Origin of the sequence: Winogradskyella sp. UBA3174, from assembly GCF_002364335.1 — a bacterium.
Taxonomy (GTDB): domain Bacteria; phylum Bacteroidota; class Bacteroidia; order Flavobacteriales; family Flavobacteriaceae; genus Winogradskyella.
In genome coordinates this window covers 1-18,831 of record NZ_DEXW01000080.1, presented here as the reverse complement: position 1 = coordinate 18,831, position 18,831 = coordinate 1, and the positions used below count along the sequence as shown (strand labels likewise).

Annotated in this window: 12 protein-coding genes; 1 reads left to right on the top strand and 11 read right to left on the bottom strand. The window is 33.1% G+C overall.

Annotated features, from left to right (window positions below):
• The 9 genes from pglZ to B2U95_RS15105 form a co-directional block, all read right to left on the bottom strand.
• Window positions 1-2,556 carry a BREX-1 system phosphatase PglZ type A gene (gene pglZ, locus B2U95_RS15145; RefSeq protein WP_296317626.1) on the bottom strand — a complete coding sequence of 852 codons (2,556 nt, stop codon included), beginning with the start codon at window positions 2,554-2,556 and terminating at the stop codon, window positions 1-3.
• 9 nt (window positions 2,557-2,565) lie between these two features.
• Entirely contained in the window at window positions 2,566-3,867 is a 1,302-nt protein-coding gene (locus tag B2U95_RS15140) for a type II toxin-antitoxin system HipA family toxin (protein ID WP_296317625.1), read from the bottom strand.
• The gene (locus B2U95_RS15135; protein WP_296317623.1) at window positions 3,861-4,217 is read right to left on the bottom strand and encodes a helix-turn-helix domain-containing protein; all 357 of its coding nucleotides are present in this window, start codon (window positions 4,215-4,217) and stop codon (window positions 3,861-3,863) included. The genes B2U95_RS15140 and B2U95_RS15135 overlap by 7 nt, the downstream gene beginning before the upstream one ends.
• A gap of 177 nt (window positions 4,218-4,394) precedes the next feature.
• On the bottom strand, window positions 4,395-8,303 hold the full coding sequence (pglX, locus tag B2U95_RS15130; RefSeq protein ID WP_296317621.1) for a BREX-1 system adenine-specific DNA-methyltransferase PglX: 3,909 nt from the start codon (window positions 8,301-8,303) through the stop codon (window positions 4,395-4,397).
• A 1-nt stretch (window position 8,304) separates the two neighbouring features.
• Window positions 8,305-11,814 carry a BREX system P-loop protein BrxC gene (gene brxC, locus B2U95_RS15125; protein ID WP_296317619.1) on the bottom strand — a complete coding sequence of 1,170 codons (3,510 nt, stop codon included), beginning with the start codon at window positions 11,812-11,814 and terminating at the stop codon, window positions 8,305-8,307.
• A gap of 17 nt (window positions 11,815-11,831) precedes the next feature.
• On the bottom strand, window positions 11,832-12,431 hold the full coding sequence (locus tag B2U95_RS15120; protein WP_296317617.1) for a BREX protein BrxB domain-containing protein: 600 nt from the start codon (window positions 12,429-12,431) through the stop codon (window positions 11,832-11,834).
• Window positions 12,432-12,434: 3 nt separating this feature from the next.
• Entirely contained in the window at window positions 12,435-13,052 is a 618-nt protein-coding gene (locus B2U95_RS15115) for a BrxA family protein (RefSeq protein WP_296317615.1), read from the bottom strand.
• A 10-nt stretch (window positions 13,053-13,062) separates the two neighbouring features.
• Window positions 13,063-14,319: a DUF2130 domain-containing protein gene (locus B2U95_RS15110; protein WP_296317613.1), complete on the bottom strand. Its 1,257-nt coding sequence runs from the start codon at window positions 14,317-14,319 to the stop codon at window positions 13,063-13,065.
• Between the two features lie 61 nt (window positions 14,320-14,380).
• Window positions 14,381-15,382 carry a helix-turn-helix transcriptional regulator gene (locus tag B2U95_RS15105; RefSeq protein ID WP_296317612.1) on the bottom strand — a complete coding sequence of 334 codons (1,002 nt, stop codon included), beginning with the start codon at window positions 15,380-15,382 and terminating at the stop codon, window positions 14,381-14,383.
• Window positions 15,383-15,623: 241 nt separating this feature from the next.
• Here B2U95_RS15105 and B2U95_RS15100 point away from each other — a divergent pair, with 241 nt between their 5' ends.
• Window positions 15,624-15,764 (top strand): hypothetical protein, encoded by a 141-nt coding sequence (locus B2U95_RS15100; RefSeq protein WP_296317610.1) that lies wholly within the window; start codon window positions 15,624-15,626, stop codon window positions 15,762-15,764.
• Window positions 15,765-16,720: 956 nt separating this feature from the next.
• Here the strand turns inward: B2U95_RS15100 and B2U95_RS15095 are convergent.
• Both B2U95_RS15095 and B2U95_RS15090 read right to left on the bottom strand, forming a co-directional pair.
• The gene (locus B2U95_RS15095; RefSeq protein WP_296317608.1) at window positions 16,721-17,671 is read right to left on the bottom strand and encodes a hypothetical protein; all 951 of its coding nucleotides are present in this window, start codon (window positions 17,669-17,671) and stop codon (window positions 16,721-16,723) included.
• Between the two features lie 386 nt (window positions 17,672-18,057).
• The gene (locus B2U95_RS15090) at window positions 18,058-18,444 is read right to left on the bottom strand and encodes a hypothetical protein (protein ID WP_296317606.1); all 387 of its coding nucleotides are present in this window, start codon (window positions 18,442-18,444) and stop codon (window positions 18,058-18,060) included.
• Between the last annotated feature and the right edge of the window lie 387 nt (window positions 18,445-18,831).

Below are 18,831 nucleotides of genomic sequence, written 5' to 3'. Positions count from 1 at the left end.
TTAAAATTCATCTTTTTCCATTAATGTATTCACTTTAATTAAATCGTTTGTGCCTAATGGATTTAATCTTGATTTATCGTCTTTATGATAGGCTTTGAGATAACAAAAGCTTGCATTAGAGCCCAAAGTATTTAGTGACAATATGATTTCAAAAATGCGTTCTTTTGGGTTACCAGATGTAGAATTAAAATGTACTTCCACTTCTTTTGAATATAAATCCCCTTTTTCAGAATACAATGCAAATAATACCTCAGCACTTTTTAGCTCATTATCTACAGGTTGATCTTGCAATAAGGTTACCTTAATACTTCCTGATGATATTCTATCATTTTGATCAATACGTTTAAAGCTTACTAAATCACTTTTCTCTTTTTTAGTATCCTTGAAAAATTTAACTACCGGCACCAATAACTCTTGTAAACTTGCACCTCCATGAACGAATTGCACACCTATATTCCCTTGTTTTCTGTACCTGTTAATCGCTCTAGGAATCGCTATTTTTAAATCTGTATCGATATTGGTTGTATTCTTCATTTCCAAGCCATAACCATCTAATTTCGATTCAAAATCATCAGCCACTACAAAGCGAGAATGATCTCGACTATAGCCTTTAGGTTTTGGTAAGTGTTCTCTACTTGACTCGGTTAGTGTTGTATTATTATAAAGAAATCCATGATCAGATGTCACTAAAACATTATACACATTCCAACCATAAATTTTCATGATTAGATCTTTAATATCTTCGATAGTCTTAGTCGATGCATTAAAGGTTTCGTGTTCCGTTCTTTTTTTATCACCAATAGCATCCATCCAATCATGATATATGTAAAGCACCCTATTATCTCTAAAGAAATCTCTTCCCTCATCTCGACTAAATTTCATAGCCCGTGAATAATCTAAACAAGCACTTTTAGGTTCACTGTTCTGTAATATTTTAGCTCTGTTTGTACTTACTGTAGACTTACCATCAATTTTAAACACTAAATCTTTATCTCCTTTTTCAACAGTTATACCTTTGTTTGGTAATAAATTAGACATCCCCAAATTTGTATAGGATGGTAAGGAAGCCAAATACGGTTCAATCTCTACCAAATTTTTACTGTCGGCCATGAGCTCATCATACAACTCATATCCCAACTCATACCTAAATGCATCCGAAATTATAACTACAATCTTAGAATTAAAATCTTGCACATAGTTTTTATGAAAATCAAATTGTTTATTCGTCTTTATGTTGTGGAAATTAAAATTATTCTCTTGTAATATTTTTTGCCACTCAGTATTTAATTCAATTAAAAAACGATCATACTTGCCATTGATTTCATTAAATAATGGGATGGCTTTGTCTTCAAACTCAAATAGCTTATCTCTAACACTATCAAAAGCTAAAACAGCCTTTCTATAATGCAAATCGACTTTATATAATTCGTTTTTATAAGTATCTATATAATCATCTGGTGTATTAAACTTAAACGATTTAAAGGCGTTTAGAACCTCTAACATGGATGCGACATGGTATATAAATACAACTTGTGATTTTAAGCGATCTTCAAGAATGTCAGATCGTTTCCACTTAATACTTTTATCTTTAGTTTCTATGGATTGATTCAATACCGTATCATACAATCCATTTATGATCGCGTTTAACATCGCTTCAGAATAATAACCATATTCCTGTTCTATGCTATACCAATCTAATAAATTTGAAGTTTTAATATCTCTTGCCAACATATTAAAAACTTCATCTATAGCTACTTTACTATTAGGATCTGTTTGCCAATCCTGAAAAAAAGATTGAACCTTATTGATATCTGCAGTACGCTCTAATTTTAATTTTGAATAGCTATCAGAACTTAACGGTTTACTAATAAATCCAACTAAGACATTATATTTTAACTTATTTGCTATTTCTGTTAGCGTTTCATAATTTAACTGACGATACTTGGTGTCCAACAAATTGTTAAACCACATCAATACGACTTCATCTAACTCTAATTCTTTTAGATTTTTAATCGTCTTATCTAACTTATTTTCATCTGTAGCAATTTCCAATAGTCTTGACATACAACTATTTTTATCTGTAACAGAATGATAATTTAAAGTAATAGCTATTAACCCTAACTTTAAACTATCCGCAGAAAAATGATCTGGATCAAGAATTTTAGCTAATTTTTTTTGATTGCTCTTTAGTTTTAATTGCTTGATATAATGCTTAACCAGTGGTAAATGAATCTCATTTAATTTATAATCTGATAAGAACTCTGAAGCAGCATCTAAACGTAATTCCGTATTGGCTTTTAGTAAGCCCAGGAATGGATATTTTTTAATTTTTGAAGGCAAAGGTTTTGCAAAGGGGTGGTATAAAAACACCAACTCTTTAGTCCATTCAAATTCTAATTTATATTTTAATTCAAAATAATTATCAGATACCTCAACCACTTTAATTCCAGAATTTTCAATAGCCGTCAGCTCCTCTTTAAACGATCCATCCTCATCAAAATAGAAAATGATGTTGCGCTTTTGCTGTTTTAATATGTTCTGTATTTTCTCTATCATCGCTCTTTCCTAATGCATTTTTAAATGCGTTTCTGCTATCGTTTGTGTTAATTGCTGCTTTACGTTTGCTTTATTGGCATAGCTATTCCAATTTGCAACCACTTTACTAATGGTTTTTATTATAGTCTCACCTTTTTTAATATTATTGGCTTTTGCAATAGTCATTAAATCATTTTGAGTTATTTGTTTATGTTTTCCATTAATACTTAACGTATGTTGGCTTACCCAAATATTAGTAGGATCGTATGAATAACATACGTCATACGCAGGTGATAATTCCCATGATTTTCCCTGTTTTAATCGAAACGAAAAGTTCTTGGTATGATCGTCATAGTTAGTAGCCAATACATTAAACACCATACGTCTAAACATTTCTTCTGCTTCTGGATATGGCAAACGTAATACACGCATGGTTTGAAATAGTTGTTCGTAGCTATAGCCCTGTAAATTATTATAATCGTAATGCTGTATACCACACCAGGTTTGAATATGATGTTTTGTGTTGCCATCACGATCAAAACGTTTGGTCATAAAATGTGCTCTACCGTTTTCTTCTAACAACTTACAGTCCATCATGGTAATTCCAGCATCTTTCGCCATGAGATAATAGGCATATTCTACGCGTCCCCAACCATGGGTTTCTCCAAATTGTGCATCACTCACACCATCTAACTTCAATAACCAATGCTCAAAACCTTTAGGTACTGTTGTTTGACCAGATTTTACATCACCTGTTTTTTCATTGTATGCAATTACAGCTTTTGGACGTGCTCCACCAGCTGAAGTTCCCACCTTCAAGACTTCCATTAGTGCCTTTTCTTCATCGTCATTTAAATTAGTATCTAATTGTTCTTTTTTGGATAGCATTTTATGTGCTGCTTCTACCAAACTACTAATTTGGATATCAAAGCTATTTTGTGGTGCTATTTGTGCCGGCTCAAATTCTAATGCTCCCATAGATCGTGTTCCAATAAAACAAAGTTGTTCTACAGGATTCATACTATCTGCAGGACGACCATTTTTTGCTAACCAAAGGTTAATTAATTGATTTCCATAACGATCTGGTAATGCATCTGCTAACAAACCAGGCAACCCTTTAAAGGTGCCTACACGCTCATTTTTTCCTTTTCGCAGTTCCGGGAAGGAAAAAATACGCGATTCTTCTGCGATCGGCATTTTAATAGGTGAGATATCCCATTGCTTTTTAAGAATGACTGGACTGTATTGAAAACTTGCCAATTGGTTTTGCGCATCCCAACGCACAGCGCCAACTAATTCGCCCCATATTTTTATTTCGGCTGCATCTACCATCCTAAATCGTCTTTTTTATTGGTTGTTTTTGTTGGGTTACCACTTGCGCGTTCGCGTTGTTCTTTTTTTAATTTGGCATAGGCCAAAGGACTTATAGCTTCACTAAACTCAAAATGATCCAACACATACAATACATCTAACGCTCTTAATAACTGAATTAAACTTGTAAGTGTTACAGACTCTCCATTTTCTATCTGACTGATCGTCCAACGGTTTAAACCAGAAGCTAGAGCTAATTGTTTTTGGGTTTTGTTTTTGCTTAAACGGGTGTTTTTTATAAAATGACCTATTTGCTCTATGATGGCAAGATCTGTCATTTGCACCCAATCTGTGTTAGTACTTCCCATCATTATGTGTTTTTTTAAAGCTTAACGCTAGTATTTCCCAACAAATATAATCAATTTAACTGTATTTAATACTGTTTGCATGTTGGTATTTCCCAACATTAATACTTTAAATTAAGGCTAATGTCGGGTTTTGCTCGCATCATTTATGAGATTGCTTCGTCCTTCGTCCTCGCAATAACGTTAAATAATAGCAACAGCTCCTTCAAATTTGGCATAGTTAACCGTTACACCATCATCTAAATCTATTTCTATTTGCTGGTTGGCTAATGCTTTTAAAACCTCATTGTAATCACGGCACTCTAACTCCCAATCGCGCATTAGTTCTAAACGTTTTTGCTGTTCTCTGTCTAGGCTATCTTCATCGCGTTCTAATTTATCCTTTTCGTTTTTAATATACTCTTGGTGTGGATATAAATAACTACGCTGTATCTGTTGTACCGTATATTTATCCATACGATGCATATACACCAATACTTTAAAAGCGGCTTGTTGTGGTTTTTTCACATTGCTACTAAACAACCAGTAAATGGGTTTCTTTTTGTACATACTAGTGTGGTATTTCCAGAATTTTTCTGTGAGAAATTTATGTAACTTCAGACCTAAACTCTCTTGTAGAAAGTTGATATTTTCGGTTAGTGCATCTTCTCCCCAAATGGCTAATAGCAAATCTTCAGTACGCGTTAAAGCATCATCTGGGAAAGTACAATCCTCGCCCATAAGTGGGACAATACCATCGTCGTCTATGGTTATTTTACGTGAGATTGCTTCGTTCCTCGCAATGATGTTGTAAGACGCTAATTCTTGATCTGTTGGATTTGGGTGTGCTATATTAAGTCCAGGCTTGTCTAAACGGTAGCGTCCTAAAAAGATACCAATACAATAACTTATAAATTGGCTTACTACTTCTGTTTTATTAATAGGCAAGCATATAGCATTTTGACCCTTTTCTCTAAAGGTTGATTCTAAAACTTCCAAATCACTTTTTTTTAGTTCTTCTTGTAAAATGGTAATATCTTTTAAAGCCACCGTTGGTGTTAACTCGTCTTGTAAGCCATAAATATCTATAAAAATACGGTTGAGCTCTTCTTCATTAGCATGTAGCTGAAAAAAGTCTTGCGTAACATTGTCTTTCCAAACACCGTAGGCTTCTTTTAATGTATTACCAACGTTTATTAACGGCGACAGTTTAAAACCCCATGAGGTTTCTCTGGAATTCCAGTCTTTTTTGGATAAAAAAACAGAGTGATTTGAATATTCAATTAATTTATTATTATTTACACTAATAAAAGGAAGATTAGAAATATTACCTGCTTGATAATTAATAGTAGGGTTATAAATTGATAAAAAATATTGAGACACAATTGAATTAAAATAGCCCAGTAAATCTACAGTAATTTCACTATCTGGATAACAAGCCGAACCACCTGCATCACAAAGAAAACCTTCTTCCGAATATCTGGCTCCAAATCCTCCAGCTGATACCGCAGACCAGGAAATGTTAGATTTAAATATAAAATCTAAATTATAGTTACTAGAAATTGGCCTTAATCCATTAGGATGCATTGTACTTCTAATTAACTTCCCGTCATTTTCCCAGTTAACTACATATTCATTGTTCCCATACCACTTCCTAAAATCACCTCCCTTTTTGTATGGAAACCACTTAAAGTTACTTTTTTGAGCATCTAATCTATTTGAATATTTAAGACCAAACTTTTTTAAAGATATTTCATGCCACAATTTTGTGAAACTCGAATTATCTCCAGTTACCATTCCTTTTCTTGGGTTTGTAATTTCACCAACTTTATCTTTTCTATCAAATATTGAAATCGCAACATCATTAACCCAATATCCAATAGTGCAACCTGGTATTTTGGTAAAGTTAGCTTGTCGTATGTTTGGATAAAATAGTTTTTGTCCAGTTATTGTGCCTTCTTCTGGAATTTCTGTTATTCCTTCATCACCTCTATATTGATTAAAATTGTATTTGTAGCCGGTTTTACCATTACTGTATAAAAATAGTTTTTCTATGTCTTGATATAAAATATGCTGAAAATTACGTTCGTGCAACCTAAAATAACTACCCACAGCACTGTTACTTGCTGTCTTTTTCATTGCAAATGCAACTGAACCAAAATCGATGCCAAAAATACCACGTCCCATATGTAGTAAACTATCAAAGGTAAATTGGTTAATATAGCCTGTTCTTATTTTTTCAAAAGAGGATAAAAATAACCAAGACGGTAAATTTATTAATGCAAATCGAGAATCATCAGCAGTAAGATTAGGTATGACCTCCATAAAAATGGTCATTAAATCATTTTTAGTATCAGGATAGTGCTTGTTTACATAGTCCTTTAACTCGGCATTCATACTCTTTTGCCCCATATATGGTGGATTTGCCACAACCGCTTTATATTGTTTAGCCAACACCAAAAACACCTCTAAAAACGGTTTTAACAGGTTAAAAATACTGGTTTCTTCTAGGTCAAGTTGGGCAGTGCTTTCTTTTAAAAGCCAATTATGATAGGTTTCGTTAATATGGTTATAAACTTCTCTACTTATGTTAAGTTTAATAGCAGAGCCCAAATTTTTACTTTGGCGTAATAGCTTAATGGCATAAAAAAACTCGCTGTAATTATGTGGTTTTTCATAGTCGCCCCAGAATAGCTCTAGTTCTTGTGAGTAATCTATGGCAATGGCGTCTTTACAATGTAATTTCAACAAGTCAACCATCGCCTCATTTAGCGAATCGCCTTTTTTATAGATTATTTTTTTGGTTTTAGTTTTGCCTTTTTTGGTTTCTGCCCATTCCATACTAATAGGCGCTACCAATTGCATTCCCAACAAATCGTGCCAATTACTTTGGCTTTGGCTATAATAGGCTTGGGTAAAACAATTACCCAAGGTGTCTTCTGGGAAACTGTAAACATTAGGCATTAGAGGCTCCTCTATAATAGATGTATCATAGTGTGCTGCTTTCAGCAACACTGCAAAACGTGCTAATTGCATGGCGCGATCGTCTATATCTAAACCAAACAAATTGTGTTGCAATATGTTTTGTACGGCTTGTTTGGCAGTATAACCTGCTTCGCGATACATTTTCATATATAACTCAAAACCTGTTACTAAAATGTGTCCACTACCTACCGCTGGGTCTATAAGGGTAAGTTGCTCGAGGTCATTTATTAATGCTTTGTGCTCGACTGCGCTCGAACTTACAGCAGTATCAGAATCGTTCTCCACAAGGTATTTCATATCCTCTTTTAAAGACGAGTCTGGCTCGTAATCAAGATAGATTTTGCCTACGGTATTTTCTACCATATATTTTACAATCCATTTGGGTGTAAAAATTTGGGTAGCTGCAGGAATGTCTTCGGCTCTTGCTTTTATATTCTTTTTAAATCCTTTAAAAACCTCATCTTTTTTATCGGAAATATAAAACTGGTACAACCAACCAATGAGTTCTACTTCTTTGTAATCGTCTTCGCTAATAGCATCGCTATTAATAAGATCGAGTAAGCCATTAATTTGTAGACTGTGCTGTGGAAACAGGATTTCGGTGTAATCATCTATACGTCCAAAAATATCGTGTAACAATTTATTGGTATGACATAAATTGGTGATGAGTAATGCAAAAGCTTCTTCGTCTTTATCTTCTTTTAGATATTCTATTAAGAGTTCTTTTTCAGCACGATTGGTGATGTTATGTTCACCACGTTTTGCGTTTTGCACTATGAGTGGTGTTCGAGACCCTTGAGTATAGGCTAATTGTTTTGGAATGTAACCATTAGCTTCTAAAATTTTAACGGCCATTAAACGGTTAAACCAAGTATACCCAGCTTCTTCAAGTATATCCTTAACGTCTTGCTTATTTTTAAGTTTAGCTTTTAGTTTATGCCATTTAGTAGGCACTGTAATATCTGTATAGGGATTGGTTCTGAAGATATAACCTCCTTGTGTAGTTTGTAGGTTTTCGGTATTTGTACCATCCTCTTGAAATCCCCAATATTTTAAACGCTGAAATACACCTTCTATTAGTATTAATCGTGCTTCTCTTGCAAATGATTTTATATCGTTTGTGTTCATATTAGCTTAAGTATATTTTTTTGTTTTTAGCCAACTTCACCATCAGGCGTTCTCTTAATTTAGTGATATAGGCCTCTAATTGCTCAGCATTCTCGATCGTTGTTGGTGGCATTTCTGCTACTAAAGACACATCGATACTAGTAGTATATGCTTTTCCCGATTTTTTAGCTTCTTCCTTAGCTTTAAAGTCAATAAGAACTTTAAAGTTATCTGATCTGAAATCTGAAGCTTTTAATTGGTAAATTTCTAACTGTGAAATTTCCTGCTCTTTATGTATTTTATTTAATACATGGTCTGCGTCTGCGGTTAAATTAGCTTCCGAAATACCTAACTCACTTTTCTTAAGTTGGATTTCACTAAAAATAGCTTCATAGGCTTTAATGACTTCGGTTTTTAAAATGGCTATTTTTTTCTTAAGGGCATCGTATAGCTCTTTATAACCTTTTTTCATTTGAGGAAACTTATCCCAAGGTTCTTGATCTTCCTTTACGTAAACCATTAATTGATCCGCCACAACTTGAGCCGTTTCATCTAATGCTGATAGGTTGTTTTTGTTATCGGCAATAAAATCCACCAATTTTTCGTAAGCTTTAAAGTTGTATTCAATAAATTCTTCTACATATTTAAAAGTGTCTCTAGACGCCTTTAGTTGCTCTTTTTGAGCTATTACTTGTTCTACTATTTTTTCTGGATTTCGCTCATTGTATAAGTCACTCAGTGATCTGTGAAACTTTTTAAGATGTATGGCAAATGGAAAGGTGTCATAGTCTTCCTTCATTCGGTTAAGTGCCTTTAATTGAGGTTCTAACTTTAATTTGAAAGTGCTAACAGCCTCTTTATAATCTGTAGTGCTTGAAGGCACTATAGTCTCTGCGAAAATATCGTCATTCACAGTTTTTATAAAGTTGATTACCTCATCTTTAGAGTGTACTTTTTCCTTGTGGATTGTTACTGCGTCTCTTTCCCTAGAGTTTAAAGCTTTTTCTGCATACAGTTCTAAAGTTATTTCTTCGTTTCTCCATTCAAAACGTCTGTGTCCCTTTCTCGCAATTTGTAACAATACGTCTAACGTTGAAAGATCTTTCCAGCCATAAGGTGCTTTTTCGAATTGTTTAACGATATCCCCAACTACTGGACCTTCGCCACTTAAATTTAATTTATTGTTTACTTCCTCTTCTGCAGGTGTTAACTCATTGGTGGTTGTTGTTTGCTTAGACTTTGCATGTGACAATAAGTCGATATTAGAAGATGCATAAGCATTCGCTAATGCATTTTTTCGGTATACCGCTTGCATGTGAAACTTCACCATTTCATCGAATCTCGCATTTGGTGTACTACCTGTTATATCACTAGACTGAATAACCTGATTGCTAGAGATGAAAGCAGTTTCCATGAACTTTTTCTCGAAGCGCAATTTAATCTCATTAAGCAATAATTTATTAGTTTCCCTAAAGTTTACTAATGTTTCTGCTCTTGAGCCTGTAGCTGCTGAAAAATTGCGACTAATATATTTTTGAGTCCTCACGTAATCAGACACTTTTGCTGCCAGATCCTTATCATGCTTAAACCAATCGTGGATCCCAATGATCATATCTTGAGACGCTGTAGCGTGTGCTAATTGGTCAAGATCCGTTCCATCATATATAGAAAATCTAAGATTAAAATCGCCTCTTGAGCCGATTTCTTTATCGTCTATGTTTATGGCAATCTTAAAATTTTTGTTACCCAAAGGTACATTTGGATTTGGTTTAACCACTTTTTGAATCACATCATCGTAGAGATAGGTTAAACGATCCTCATTGGTAATAGGTGAGTTCTTTATAAGCTGGGCAACTTCAATTTCGTCCTCTTTTAAAAAGCGATACTTCCCTTCTGATATTTGGATGATATTTTTTGAAACCAAAACATTTAATACAGTTTCTACTTTTTTCTGCATTTCTAATTTTGGCGTATCCACAGCATCCATAATTAACAATGCAATATTTTCAATAGTCGCAGGAAAATTAACACTTTGAATATCTCCTAAATTAGATACCATAAATAATACATTCACTACACGACGCGCAAATGGATTATTTTTAACATCATCAATATTGTAAGCTTTATCTAATATCCCTCTAGCATGGTGGGTCAGATTCTTTGTAAATTGCTCGTTAAAAAATAAATCAAATGGCACAAAATATCCAATGTCTTCATCTTTACATAAGTTAGCTGTAAAATGAGTAATCCCTAAAATTGCACGTTCCGTATTTTTTACGCCTTCACCAACATAACCTACATTACTAAAGGATTCAAAAACATCGGATACCAAACGGAATTGATACGGTACAAACGGATAGGTTAGAGTAAAATCTTCTTTATCTGAATAATTCTCATACAAGTCGTGATCAAACACAAATTGGTTTTCAATGGCACCTTTATAATCTTTGTAGTAATCGTTTAAGTGACCAATACCTTCTGATTTTTTTGATAAGATTCTTCTTTTTGTAATATAAGCAGCATCCTGACTTTCTAATGAAATCATAGTTTCAAAACGACCTAAAATTTTACCAAAGTCTTCACCTTTATTATCTGTGTTGTTGATTAAGTTCGATAAATCTTGTTGTGCTGTACATACGATCCATACTTGTGTGCCGACTTGAACCCCTATTTCTTCAACAATCGTTTGCAAATTGAGTAACAACGACGTGTTTGATCCTATATATTGAGACACCTCATCTAATAAAAATAACAATCTATAATTCTCGTCCTTAGTAGAAAGGTACTCTTTAATTTCCTTGATAAAAGCCTCAATAGTATAGTCTTGGTTTCGGTCTAGAATACTCGCTTTTATAGATTCCTTATCAATATCAGCATCAAATTCTTTAGCAATTTCAATAACCTTGTCTAAATACCTTCTGATAAAACGTATTTGATTTCCATCCCAATTTTCATTAAACGACGATTTAATTTTATCTTTAAATGCCTGAAAATTTCCATTTTCATCTAAAGGTTTTTCGAGATATAAGGCTAAAGCAATATTGGTGTTATTATACCCTCTAAACTCATTTAATTTTTTGAAAAGCACTCGCGTAATCCTTTCCTTTTCATCTTTATTATCCGCTACAGCATCGATATTAAACATGATCTCATCAATCTGTAGTTTCTTTAAAGACTTTTTTAAACTTTCAATTTGTGCTGGATTTGGTTCATCTAAAGAATCTAATAACTTAATAGAATCTTCAAATCGTTGAATCGCCTGATCCTTAAATTTGTCATTTAAACAATAGAATAAATATTTTATAAAATGCGATTTACCACTACCATAATACCCACTAATCCAAGCGCCTGTTTTGCCTTCTTTTTTAGTGGCGACAGCATTTAAAAACTTAAATACATTTTTAGTAATTACTGGTGTAAACTCATATTCATTGATCTCTTGGTCAATGTAATACTCCTCCATTTCACTAACTACAACAGCAGGGTTTATTCTTCTGGTAATATCTTTATCGTATAACTGTTCAATACTCATTATGATGCTATTTTATATTATTCTCCTAGTTGATTGTTTAAATGATTTGCTCTGTACAAATTATCGTCGTTTAATTCGTTAAATAAGCTATAGTTGGAATTTTCATAGGTGCCTGGATAAAACACAATCACCTTAAATTCTTTAATTAGTTTTTCTGTTTTCTTTAAAAAATCTGAAGCTCGCACATAAGGAAAAACAGTTCCAAATCCATAAATGATCAAAAACACGCGTTTATCATTTTTATCTTTAAAATGATTTTTTACTTTTTCCTCAAAATGTGCATAAAACCCATTGTCAACCTCATCTAAAATCCAATTCAAGGCATCTTCATAATCTTCCTTTTCTTTTTCCATTATGGAATCGAATATAGTAGAACCAGAGAATGAATCAGCTTTTAAAAATGTTATAAGTTCTTCGTAAATATTAACAACTAAACAATCTAAATAATGATTGGGTCGTTTTAGTTTTTTAATAAGTTGAGTAATTTGATCTCTAATCTCATATTCCAACTCTGGCTTATAAGTATAGACGTAAGCTGGGAAAAACAAATTCCCTGTTCTAGGCTCCTGAAAGCCTTTGTCACTCATTAAGTCATAAATTTTATCTGCGCTATTCATTTCTTATAAAAGTTCTTTTAATTCGTGGTCTTTAAGAAATATGGCTTCTAAAAACCATGTATCCCCATTTTTTAGTATTGCTTTTAAAACAGAATCATCGAACTCTATTTTAATTAACTTACCTTTTTGCATCAAACCTAATTGTTTCAACATTGTTATAGCAACTTGGCTTAATTTATTTCTAGTGTTTTCTGTAATCTCCGATAGCTCATCATGCTTGCCCATTTTTTTATAAATAAAATTTTGGAAGTCATCAGAAGTCAAATCAAGATCAATATTATTCCATTTATGCAGTACGACTTCTAACATAAAATCAGCTAGTAAGTCATACAACTTACAAGACGCATAAAACAGAATTAGTTTTTTGTTGGACTCATCAGAAATTTGAAACAATTCAATGAACTTACTATCATTTAAAGCTCGTAGTCTTTTTTCTAACTCTTGCCTAATGCGCTTTTTTGAAGCTTCAGAATTATGAGGCAAAAACTCTTGTCTAAGCCCTTCCTTACCTAACAAAAACTCTTTTGAATCATTAATAGCATTGATTACAAATGGTGCTTCCTTATACAGAAGTGCACCACTTGTAAATCCAGTACTATATTTCTTAATTTCGTTAGTCAATTTGTCTATTTTATTCAATTAACAGTTCACCCTCAATTTCTAACTCTAAGGCAGGAATACTCTGAATAGCGTTACCCGCAATACCCTTGATAGAACCATGCATAGCTATAGCATTAGCTCGCACACGTTCAATCTGTTTATCACGCTTTTTCCAGATACTCTTCATTGCTGTTTTTTCTTTCTGCAAATCGATATCCATCTGCGTGAACCCTTCAACCACACCTTCCATTTGTAATCTAAATTCATTACTTGTTAGGAAGTCATAAAGCATTTCCATTTTATCTCCTTTATTCTCCTGATTTAGCTTTACACGACTCCACTGAACAATAGATTGACGCAGAACAGCACATAATCCTTTAAATTCTTCAAAAGTGCAAATCCAAATTCCATTACGCAATCCCATGCGATCCATATCACTAGGCATGACTTCAGTCACCAAAACACCTATATTAGCATTCTTTTCACGGATATCATTTTTAAATTTCTCTATCCAAGCTGGTTGAAAGGCCTTTGTTCGTTTACTTTCGTAATAAATAGTACCACAGTTTTGTAACTCTCTAGTATTGACTATTTGCAAACAGTCGGCACCATTAGCTCCTTTCTTAATTTCATCAATAGTATCCAGAGGGAATTCTCTTGCTAACCATTCTTCTATAGCCAGCTCCAATACTTCTCCTTGTAGCTGCATAGAGCCTTGTTCGTGTTTACGTTGCATCTCTTCCATCAGCCTTTTCTGATCTGCTAACTTCTTCTCAAACTCTTTTATTTTTAATTCATTTGAATCTTCGGCCTGCTTTTTGATTTTATCGCGCTCCTCCTGAAGCTTTGCATTAAAGGCTTTTTCTTGTTCAGCCTTTATAGTCTCTTCCATTTCATTCTTTTCGCGCTTCAATCGTTCGATTTCTGCCTTACTCTTATTTAACTCTTTAAGCTTTTCAGACTTTTCGTTAAGCTCTTTGTTTAAAGCCTCTAGTTGGTCAGCATTTTCTGAACTTATTTTTTCTTTAAGAGCTGCCTCTTTAATTAAAAGACTTGCTTTTAATTTTTCTTGAAGACGTTTTTGAAATTCGTCTTCCGTTTGCTGCTTACTTTCTAGAAAATCAGCCTTCTCTTTATCAAGAGCCTCTTTATGCTTTTCGATTATTTTGCGCGCACCAATCTCCTTTACAGCATATTCCTTCCTAATACTATCTTCTAATTGATGTTTTAAAACATCATTAACATCGATATTTTCTCCGCAATTTGGACAGGCAATTTTTGATTTCATAACTCAATACATTTAAAGTTCGATACAAACATCATATTCAAGTGTGCAAACTATCTGCATATTAATAATTATTATTCATGTCTTTAATTCTTTCAGCCATTTCTTCTCTAACACCTGGAGGAGCAATAACCTCTAAATCTGATCCAAACGACAATAGCAACTGGTACAATTCATTATTTGGAATGACCTCAATCGTCAATGTTCGCTCATCTTCGTCTGCCTTACCCGGCTTCTGTGTGCCATGCAAAGGTTTTGTCAAGACATAATTAATACGCTGCACCGAAAACTTTAATAAAATCTTTTCTAAATTTCTTTCTTCTGGTTTTGTCACCCCTATTATATCGTCAAAATAATCTACCCAATTAATTGTACTCGATTTAAAACTATCAGCCAACTCTTCAATATTGATTATCCTATCTAATGGATAATTTGAAATGGACTTGTACTCTTCATTATAACAAAACAAAAACCAGCGGTTATTGTATTGCTTCAAATGATACGGACAAATAATGGTTTCTTGTTGTGGTTTTCCGTAAGGCTCGTAAATTAATCTGGTTTTTTTTCTTTTGAGAATTAGATTGAATATTATTCCTATAAATTCTCGCCCTTTTAGGTATATATTTTCTTGATAGCTTATTGCACCATTTTCACCTTTTGCCACTAAATCAAAGCCCTGCTTCATTCTAGGAATTAATTCTTCTAACCAGGAGAACTCAGCTCTATTTTTGTAACGTGATAAAATGGCTATTGTGGTTTCTAATTGCTCCGAATCATTGACATTAAGAGGGTGATTAGAAATCGAGAAGCTTTTATTCTTGTAACGGAACGCTTTTTTACGAACTAGCTTTAAATCTTCATCTAGATCAATTGCCCAACCTGAATCTGATTTCATGTGTTCAATATCGTACTGAATCTGACGTAATTTAATACCTTCTGTACCTAAATCGTAAAGCACAGAATTCACTTCTTCTAAAAGCCCATCATAGTCGTACAGCCTATTAAAGTTGCTGAAGCAACGATCTAGTAGTGTATATCGTATTTGAGCATGCCGATTGGTTGCCATGGACTTAAAATTTTAAAAAGGCAATTAATTAAGGTGTTTAAAAATAGTAAAATTGAATCGTACTAAACCTGATTTAAGTCAATAATTTATGACTTTTTTTTACATGCAGATGTATTGCATAGATAAAGTAGATTTGTGTACGAAATAGAGCTATGAAAACTACTGCAATAATAAAATTAGACGATTTAAATGATCATAAAAAATTAATGATTTTAGTTTAATTTGTTATGCAGTTATGTACATGAGCAAATCCTTTTTAGACAGTCTTTTGGAGGATTCTATAGTGTATGAAGATATTGGAAAAGAACAATTTGTAAATAAAATTAAGCTTACAAGTTTAAAATCTGAAGGAGATACTGAATTATTTTTCGCTTTATTTTGATATCAAGAATTAAGTTATTAAAGATATTTATCATTGTAATTGGTATGGTGAAATTGATTTTTTAGACAACTTTTAGTGAAAAATAAAATTATAACCTATAAACAGATTGCTTATTTACTTTTTCCATGACTCATAAGATACAATTTACTGCTAGTAATATAAATGATGAGGAAGGAAAGGTTTCATGACTTTCCTATAACCGTTGCAAGACGTTGCTAATGACTAAATTTATAGTCAAATTTCATGATTTAAGCTAAAATCTAATATTGAAGCCGTTGGAGTTAAACTTATTTGACTATGATTATAGTCACCAAAAAAATTAGTATTTCAAATCGAAATTCAATTATTTTTTCTAAATTTGAGTATCATTATTTCTAACAAAAAGTGAACATAAAATTGAACACAATTTGGAACACGATTTAAGATTTTGTAAATTTTAAATACTTGATTATCAGTATTTTAAAAATATTTAGAACTAATTCATAACTCGGAGGTCACGAGTTCAATTCTCGTTCTCGCTACTAGTATTAGTAAATAAAGTCAAGATTTTAAATCTTGGCTTTTTTTAATTACTAAAATAAAGCTAAAACATTTCATAGAATTCTTAGACAAATTATGTATGTTATTACAGCTGATGCAATTAAATCAAAGTAAATCATATTGTATCTTTTTCTAGATAACTCACTCTTTTTTAGCAGAAATACCGTTTATTAACCTCAGCTATTCCTCTCAGAAAAGGATATTCTTTCTAAGAATGTATTTAAAGCTCTTCGACTAGGTGTATTAATATTAGGTGAATGAAATGTTTGTGTTGCTGAATCTAAATTTGATTTAGTCTGAACAGGTTGACTGATTGGTTCTGCACTTGAAACATTGACGTCAATAGACTTACCATTAGCCTCTATCAATCTATCAACTGCTATATAAAGGAGATTCTGAACGTTTAATATAGACGCTTAGTCTAGTGTAATCACTTCGCTCTTCAATATCCACTTCCCATTAACTAGTTCACTGTGTGTTACTGTAATTTTATTGGGACCCGTTTTTTTAAAAACATCAATAAGTTTTAGATTTTTATGGACGGTAGTATTAATTACAACAGGCTCGCTCAGCAAAGTACCATTGGTTGCATTAAAAATATATAGGCTCTTGGTAGTGGGTTTTATATCCCAAAAACCAATTTCGTCTGCACCGTCGCTATTAAGGTCTTTAAGATTTTCTAATTGTGATCGGTACGCACCTATGATCGTGATGGCTTTAAGGTCTTTATTACTAAAGGTGATCACGCTGTTGCATCCTCCTTTGCATTGTACAGCATCAGTACTTTGAGCATCCGCTGTTGTAGCGGAGCTTATTTCTGGGGAGATCACGGAAGCATAGTCTGATAGACCATCTCCATTAAAATCGCCATACAGTTGCCTGTTTCTAAAGATAACGGCATTGTCGCCACGAGAGCTGGGAAAAATAGGAGCATCAATATCTTTAGCATTATCAGCAACACCTTCTCGTAGTATTCTGAACTTACCATTTTTTAATATCAATGAAAGATACGAGTTGTAATCTGCTTCTATTCCGTTGTAATTTACACGTTTGGTAAACATCACAATATAGATCCCAGCCTCTTTAGTAATCACCAATTGATCATTTAAAGCACGCTGCGTATAGTCTGGGAATTGTTCAAACAGCAAATTTTTATCTTGCTGCACTTGCGTTCTGGTGCGCTCTTTCCCGTAATAGGTTACAACATCCATATAGTCACGTCCTAAATAGGGAGACTTTACTTGTGTGTGCGTATCGTTCCATTGTTTTACAAAGACACGTACCTCTTTCTCATCCTTGGGATTGACCTCCTTACAACCAAATAGTAGTGCGACGAACATACAGAAAACGAGAGGGTAGAACTTCATAGATATAGTGGGATTTTAGCTTAATAATTGAATCTTAAAGATACGGGATATTTTGATGACTTTAGGTTCCATGTGCGTATATAAAAACGCTAATTTGATGACCTCTTTACGAAATCACATAAGATGCTAGGTCTTTTATGATATGTATTCCTTTTTCCCTTCTGCACTTATAGATTTAAAACCATTCTACCTTTAAAAGAAAAACCAAAAGCTTATCATGCCAGAAAAACAACCAAAGCACTAACTACTAAGTCTAAAGACGTTGTAGTTCCCAATAACCAGCCTACTCCACCAAGTCAAAAAATGTATACCGCTAGAGTTGAAAACGTTGTTGCTGGTGTATTGGCAATAAATGCAGCTAAAGCTGTATTTACTGTCACTCTTATTCACCTGTAAAATGCTTGGTGAATACCTAAAACAATATTGGAATAAAAATCTAATCTAATTTTAAATTTCTTTTGATTTGTTAAACCAAAAAACCATTCCGTTTTAACTAAATAATCTTCACAAGCTCTATATACAGCATATTTCGAGAGCTTAAGATCATTTAAGTGATTCATGCGCTCAATCATAACGTTTATTTCAGATATTGGAATGGACTCATCTATGGTTTGTAGGTACAGATGATTATTTATAGACGCTGTTAAATCAGTAAATAGAACAAGAAAATGGTCATATTCTTCTTCGATTTCAGGCCTACGATACAGCATCGCTTCTATTTTGCCATGTCGATCTATATTGTCGTAATAAAAATCATCAAAAAACGCACTCATAATTCAATTACAATTCTATTATTTTTAGAGCAATAAAATTATGAGAATAGAATAAAAGTAGAAAGCAAAACGCTAAAAATAGTTCTCTACAGAATAAAATGTTGACAAGCTAAGATTATTAACAAATCATACTTTTCTTACATGATTTTTTAGGATTTATAATTTTAGAAAAACTAAATAGCAGATACCATTTAAATAAAAATATGGATGTTAGTTTTAATCGTCAGTATCCTTATTATGATTTGGACACTAATACTCTTATTTATTTAGAGCATAAGGTTCAATAACGCTTTAATTAACTAGCTCTCTTTGTGTCCCAATTCTAAAACAACGCTCCTCCCCTAAATACAATGGATTCCCGTGTTTTTCTGACCAAAAGCCCTCTAA